This is a genomic window from Sinomonas sp. (assembly GCF_051955515.1).
Taxonomy (GTDB): Bacteria; Actinomycetota; Actinomycetes; order Actinomycetales; family Micrococcaceae; genus Sinomonas.
Genome location: NZ_JBQCGQ010000253.1, coordinates 1 through 5,387 on the forward strand (window position 1 = coordinate 1; position 5,387 = coordinate 5,387).

Below are 5,387 nucleotides of genomic sequence, written 5' to 3' on the forward strand. Positions count from 1 at the left end.
CTCCCCCACCCCGCGCGCCCGGCGGGGGGTGGGGGGGGGGGGGGGGGGCCCGCCCCCCCCCCCCCCCGCCCAGTCGGTGCAATGACTACTTGGCGCCGGCCGCCTGGAGTGCGGACTGCATATCGGTCAGAGCCTGATCCACCGACTTGTCACCCTTGAGTGCTGCGTACGCGTTGTCCTCGACCGCCTTCGTGACGGCCGGGTAGAACGGCGTCACGGGGCGCGGGACGGCGTTCTGGATGGAGGTCAGCAGCGTGGGCAGGTACGGCAGCTTGGCGGTGAGGTCCGCGTCGCTGTACAGGCTGGAGAGGACCGGGGCGAGCGAGCCCTGCGTCGCGTAGAACTTCTCGGTCTCAGCGCTGGTCATGAACTTCATGAAGTCGAGCGCGGTCGCCTTGTGCTTCGAGTACACGCTCATCGCCACGTCGTGGCCACCGAGCGAGGAGGCACCGGGGCCGTCCTTGCCGGGGAGCGGCGCGATGCCGAACTTGTCCTTGACCACCGACGAACCGTCAGTCTTGGCCAGGTTGTACACGTACGGCCAGTTGCGCAGGAACAGGAGCTGGCCGTTCTCGAAGGACTGGCGGCCCTGCTCTTCCTGATACGTGATGGCCTGCTGCGGAATGTTCCCGCTCTTGAAGGCATCCACGAGCTTGCTGAGGCCGGTCTTCGACTCGGGCGAGTTGACAACCGCCTTGCCGGAATCGTCGACGATCTTGCCGCCCCAGGTGTTGATCGCCTCGGCGGCATTGACGGTCAGGCCCTCATACTGGGCGAACTGGCCTGCGTAGCAGCCGATGTTGTTCTGCTTCGCAACCGAGCACATGCTCATCATTTCGTCCCACGTCTTCGGCGGGTTCGGGACGAGGTCCTTGCGATAGTAGAGCAGTCCGCCATCGGAGGTCTGCGGCGCCGCGTAGAGCGTTCCGTTGTACGTGGCCGTCTTGACCGTGGCGGGGAGCATCGCAGACGTATCCAACGCCAGCTTGTCCTTGAGCGGCTGGAGCCAGCCCTTGGCCGCGAACTCCGCGGTCCAGATCACGTCGACGTCCACGACGTCGTAGTTCGCGTCCTGGGCCTGGAAGTGCTGCACGAGGTCGTCGTGCTGCTGATCGGCCTGGTCCGACTGCTCCTTGAACGTGACCTGCTCGTTTGGGTGGGCCGCGTTCCACTTGTCGACCAGCGGGCGGACGACATTCGAGTTGTCCTTGCCTTGGACGTAGGTGATCGGGCCGCGGCCATCCAAGTTCTGCGATGCGGCGTCGCCGCCCCCGCCACCTGAGCTGCTGCCGCCTCCGCAGGCAGAGAGTGCCAGGGCCAGCACACTTGCCGTGGCTAACGGCGCAGTGTACTTGGAGAACGTTTTTCTCATGCTCGACTCCCTTGTCTGTGGGGCAGCTTCTACCGCCCCCGGGGTTGTGACGCAGTTCACCCTAGGCTGTGCAAGAGCTGTGTGCAAGCGCTTACGCAGGACGTTTCCATTCCGTGATCAAGCGCTTACACATTTGTCTCGGAAGTCGCGCGAGAGGCAGGAATTATCGCTATTATCAGCGGACGCGTTCGGCCCGGCTGAACCGGGAGCGCGTGCCCGAGGCGACGTGCAGGAGCACGGGGCAGGAGTGCCCGAAGACCAAGTCCATCGCGCCGATGAGGCGCTGTACGTCGTCGGCAATTTCGCGCGGATCCGCGCCTTGGCGAGCTACGACACGCACCCTGAGCGCGATCTTCCCCTCGAACTCCACCGCTGCCACTGAGGAGCCCACGAGGTCCTTCCTCGGCGCGAGGGCTCCGCGGATCGCCTGGTCCACTGCGGAAGCCGCAATGGCCACCCGCCCCGGCGCCTCGTCCGGGGACCCGCGCTCCGCCGTCGGGCTCGACCAGGCCACGAGGTCCTGGCGGCCCGTGCCCTGATGCGCCATCCACCACACCATGCACAGGATGATCACCACGAGCAAGGCCATCGCGAGGGCCCACAGCCAGCTGACACGCGTGCCCGGGAACGCCGTCGTGGCGAACAGATCCCCCGCACGCAGGGAAGCCGCCGGTGCCCAGGAGGCCCACCACGCGCCGACCGCGGGCACTGCGGCCAGCAGCACCAGGAGCACCCCGACGGCAACCAAGAGGATCCCGAAGATGAAGATCAGGATCCGGTTGAGGGCACGCGGCGTCCCGTTCACGCCCCGATCACCCCCGTTCCCGCAACCCTGACACGAAGGAGCGGATACGGCTGGGGCCGCAGGCGGCGCAGCTCGTCCTCGACAGCCGCGAGGACGTCTTCCGCCCGGACCGGGATCCCGGAGGTCGGGCGCACGTTCACGATCGCCTCACGGTGCGAGAGCACGACCGTTACCTGCTCTGGCCGCACCGTGGCCGCGGCCCGTGCGCGCCGCGCGAGGGCGGAGGCGAGCACCTCGTCGTCGAGGACGACGGCGATCCGGCGGCTCGGCAGGACTCGTCGCCCCGCCCGGCCGGGCCGCAGGGCGACGACGACGAAGATGAGGCCGACAATCGCGACGACGACGCCCAGCAGGCCGAGGATGCCCGGGTTGATTCCGGCCGGCAGTCCGGCGACGAAGCGCGCCGCGGACTCGGGATCGGTGATCCACGCCGGCTGGCCGATGGCCTGGAGGGTCGATTCGAGGAGGGCGTAGACGCACAGCAGCATCACGAGGAGCGCGACGACGACCGCGGCCACGGCCCGGCCCGAGGTCGTCTCCCGGCGCAGGGCCGAATCCAAGCCATGGGAGGGTTCGCTGGATCGGGCAGGTTCAGTGGTGTCGCGCGCCTCGACGCTCATAGGACGCGGGCCCTCCCGCTCGTCGTCGGCCGCACCCCGGCGACGCGGACGTCGACGCGGCTCAGCTGGGCCCCGCTCAGCCCGGAGACGCGCCGCAGGATGGCACCCTTGGCCGCCGTCGCCCGTTCCCACACGCTGCCGCCCGCGGCGGCGACATCCTCGGGCCCCGCCACGGAGTCCAACTCGGGCACGGCGACAGGCGAGACGACGCGCAGGGCCAGGAGGCCGGCGTCGTCCGCCCACGAGGCGCGGACATCGGCAGGACGCACGCCGAACTGCTCGGCCGTGGCCGCCTGCGCAAGGCTCGTGAGCGCCTGGGTGCTCACCCTGTTGTGCCCGGCGAGGGTGCTCACGACGACGAGCGCCTTCCGTTGAGCGCGTCCCACACGCGGCGGAGATCGACCTTGCCCTCGACGACGCGACCCAGGATCGCGCCGATCGCCATGAAGATGAGCGAACCGATGAAGCCCCATGCACCGAACTGGAAGGACATGAAGGCCACGAAGGCACCGATCGCGATGCCTACCACTGTCAGATTCACAGCACCTCGATTCCGGCCGGTCCGGCCGACTGGGGGGAGGCGGAAGGCTTGGATTCTCCGATGAAGACGTCCGCGATCTCGACATTGACTTCGATGACCGCGAGTCCGGTGAGCTGCTCGACGGCGCGGTAGACGGCGGCGCGGACGTCGTCGGCGAGCCTCTGGAGCGGGACTCCGTACTTCGCCACGAGGGTCACGTCCACGGCGGCTTGGCTGGTTCCTGCCTCGGCACGCACCCCGCTTGCGTGATCGGCGCCCACCGCATCCCGGATGGCACCGAGCGCGCGCGATGGCGCGCTGCCGAGCGAATGCACTCCCGGCACCGCACGGGCCGCCGCAGCGGCGACCTTCGCGACCGCTTGTTCGTTGATGACGGTTCGCCCCGTGGCCTCGGGAACGTCGACCGCGTACGCGGGCGGCCCGGGCTGCACCTCGGGATGCTGCTCCATTCGGCTCCCTCGCTCGTGGCAGAACAGTGGACTCGATCCCACCCTAGTACGCAGGGACGACCGTGCCGAGGACCAAAGCGCGCCCTCTCGTGGCCACCCATATCTTGCTGCCCTCAGGGGGCCTGCCCCGTGAGGGCCCGCCCTGGCTTGCACTATCGGGATTCCGAACGGCCGAGAGCCGCGTGAGTTGCACCTTTCAAGACCTGGCGAAGGTGTCACGCCATAATGAAAAGGCGTTCGACATTTCCTAAAAGAGCGAGAATCGGAGATCTTCTCTTGCCAGGTAATCGAGTCTCCCACAACCTCATGAGAACCCGCCCTCTCAATGGGCATCACTGAGGGTCCGACAGGGCTGATACCATTATTGGGTGGATCCTCAAGCCTCAACACCCTTCGGAACAATTGTCCTGGCTGCTTACAAGCCGAATCCGGCCTTGTTCGAGCGTCAGCTTTTGTCGATCAGGGATCAAACGCATGAAAACTTCGAATGCGTCATTACTGCCGATGGTGAAGCCGACGAGGTGGAGCGCCTGGTTCACGAGATCGTGCCCGGCGACGCCCGCTTCCGCGTGGCGGGCTTCGACAGGAGGTTGGGGTTCTATGAGAACTTCGAACGTGGGCTGACCTTGGTGGATCCCTCTGCAGAGTGGGTCGCACTATCCGATCAGGACGATTACTGGTATCCGGAAAAGCTTCAGCGGCTCATACCCCGTCTTGAACGTGTCGCACTGGTTTCGGGCCAAGCGCGAGTCGTGACCGATACGGGCAGAGTCATCTCGGCCTCAACCAACCGGCAGCGCACGGATATTTGCGATCTTCTGGTGCAGAACCAGGTGACGGGAGGGCTGTCGATTTTTAGACGAGAATTGCTCGATGTAGTTCTGCCCTTCCCGAAACTCCACACATTGACGCAGAACCATGACCACTGGATAGGGGTCGCCGCGGCCGCTTGGGGCGGCTACGAAATCATTGACGACGTCGTGCAGGATTACGTCCAGCATGCGTCGAATGTTATCGGAGAAGCGACTGAGTCATTCAACCCCCTGAGATCCGTGCGTAGGGCACGTCAGCTCGCAGCGCGTTTCGAAGGGTCTTCCTCCTTCACGTCAGTAGCAATGATGGTGGCGACGATGACTTTCGGATGGAAAGCGATCATGCTGCGCACATTGGAAGCGCGATTGCCAGTTCCGAGCAACAGCCTTTCAAAGGCGCTCGCGACATTTGACAGCGCGGTCGCCGTTCCAAGGATTGTCGCTGTGCTGGCGGCAGGTGTTCTGCGCTCACGCACGGAACTCGGTCCTGCCTTCACCCACGCAGCCGGTCTGATCAGAAGAGGGGACGCCGTCAAGCGGGCAATTCAGCCTAAGGCTTGAGCACGGCACGCCAGACAGCCGTCCGGCCTCCTGCTCGATGCTCATCCGTTGCAGCACCATGGATTCGGCCCTAAACCCCCAGCAGCTCCTGCGCGATCTGCTGCATGACGCTGGGGTCGGCGAGGGTGGTGGCGTCGCCGGGGTCGCGGCCTTCGGCGACGTCCTTGAGGAGGCGGCGCATGATCTTCCCGGAGCGGGTCTTGGGGAGCTCGGGGACGACGAGGACG

7 protein-coding genes are annotated in these 5,387 nt (G+C 66.1%); 1 reads left to right on the top strand and 6 read right to left on the bottom strand.

Going from position 1 to position 5,387, the window contains the following annotated elements:
- Nucleotides 1-85 precede the first annotated feature (85 nt).
- The 6 genes from ACTHL9_RS15150 to ACTHL9_RS15175 form a co-directional block, all read right to left on the bottom strand.
- Nucleotides 86-1,372 carry an ABC transporter substrate-binding protein gene (locus ACTHL9_RS15150; protein ID WP_440520116.1) on the bottom strand — a complete coding sequence of 429 codons (1,287 nt, stop codon included), beginning with the start codon at nt 1,370-1,372 and terminating at the stop codon, nt 86-88.
- A 175-nt stretch (nt 1,373-1,547) separates the two neighbouring features.
- Nucleotides 1,548-2,177 (bottom strand): hypothetical protein, encoded by a 630-nt coding sequence (locus tag ACTHL9_RS15155; RefSeq protein WP_440520117.1) that lies wholly within the window; start codon nt 2,175-2,177, stop codon nt 1,548-1,550.
- A complete protein-coding gene (locus tag ACTHL9_RS15160; RefSeq protein WP_440520118.1) occupies nt 2,174-2,797 on the bottom strand; it encodes a hypothetical protein in 624 nt (207 codons plus the stop codon). The genes ACTHL9_RS15155 and ACTHL9_RS15160 overlap by 4 nt, the downstream gene beginning before the upstream one ends.
- Nucleotides 2,794-3,150 carry a hypothetical protein gene (locus ACTHL9_RS15165; RefSeq protein ID WP_440520119.1) on the bottom strand — a complete coding sequence of 119 codons (357 nt, stop codon included), beginning with the start codon at nt 3,148-3,150 and terminating at the stop codon, nt 2,794-2,796. Before ACTHL9_RS15165 ends, ACTHL9_RS15160 begins: the two co-directional genes overlap by 4 nt.
- Nucleotides 3,147-3,338: a hypothetical protein gene (locus tag ACTHL9_RS15170; protein ID WP_440520120.1), complete on the bottom strand. Its 192-nt coding sequence runs from the start codon at nt 3,336-3,338 to the stop codon at nt 3,147-3,149. Before ACTHL9_RS15170 ends, ACTHL9_RS15165 begins: the two co-directional genes overlap by 4 nt.
- Nucleotides 3,335-3,787 carry an Asp23/Gls24 family envelope stress response protein gene (locus tag ACTHL9_RS15175; RefSeq protein ID WP_440520121.1) on the bottom strand — a complete coding sequence of 151 codons (453 nt, stop codon included), beginning with the start codon at nt 3,785-3,787 and terminating at the stop codon, nt 3,335-3,337. Before ACTHL9_RS15175 ends, ACTHL9_RS15170 begins: the two co-directional genes overlap by 4 nt.
- Nucleotides 3,788-4,155: 368 nt before the next feature.
- On the opposite strand from ACTHL9_RS15175, the gene ACTHL9_RS15180 reads away from it, so the two are divergent.
- Nucleotides 4,156-5,160 carry a glycosyltransferase gene (locus ACTHL9_RS15180; RefSeq protein ID WP_440520122.1) on the top strand — a complete coding sequence of 335 codons (1,005 nt, stop codon included), beginning with the start codon at nt 4,156-4,158 and terminating at the stop codon, nt 5,158-5,160.
- Nucleotides 5,161-5,387 lie beyond the last annotated feature (227 nt).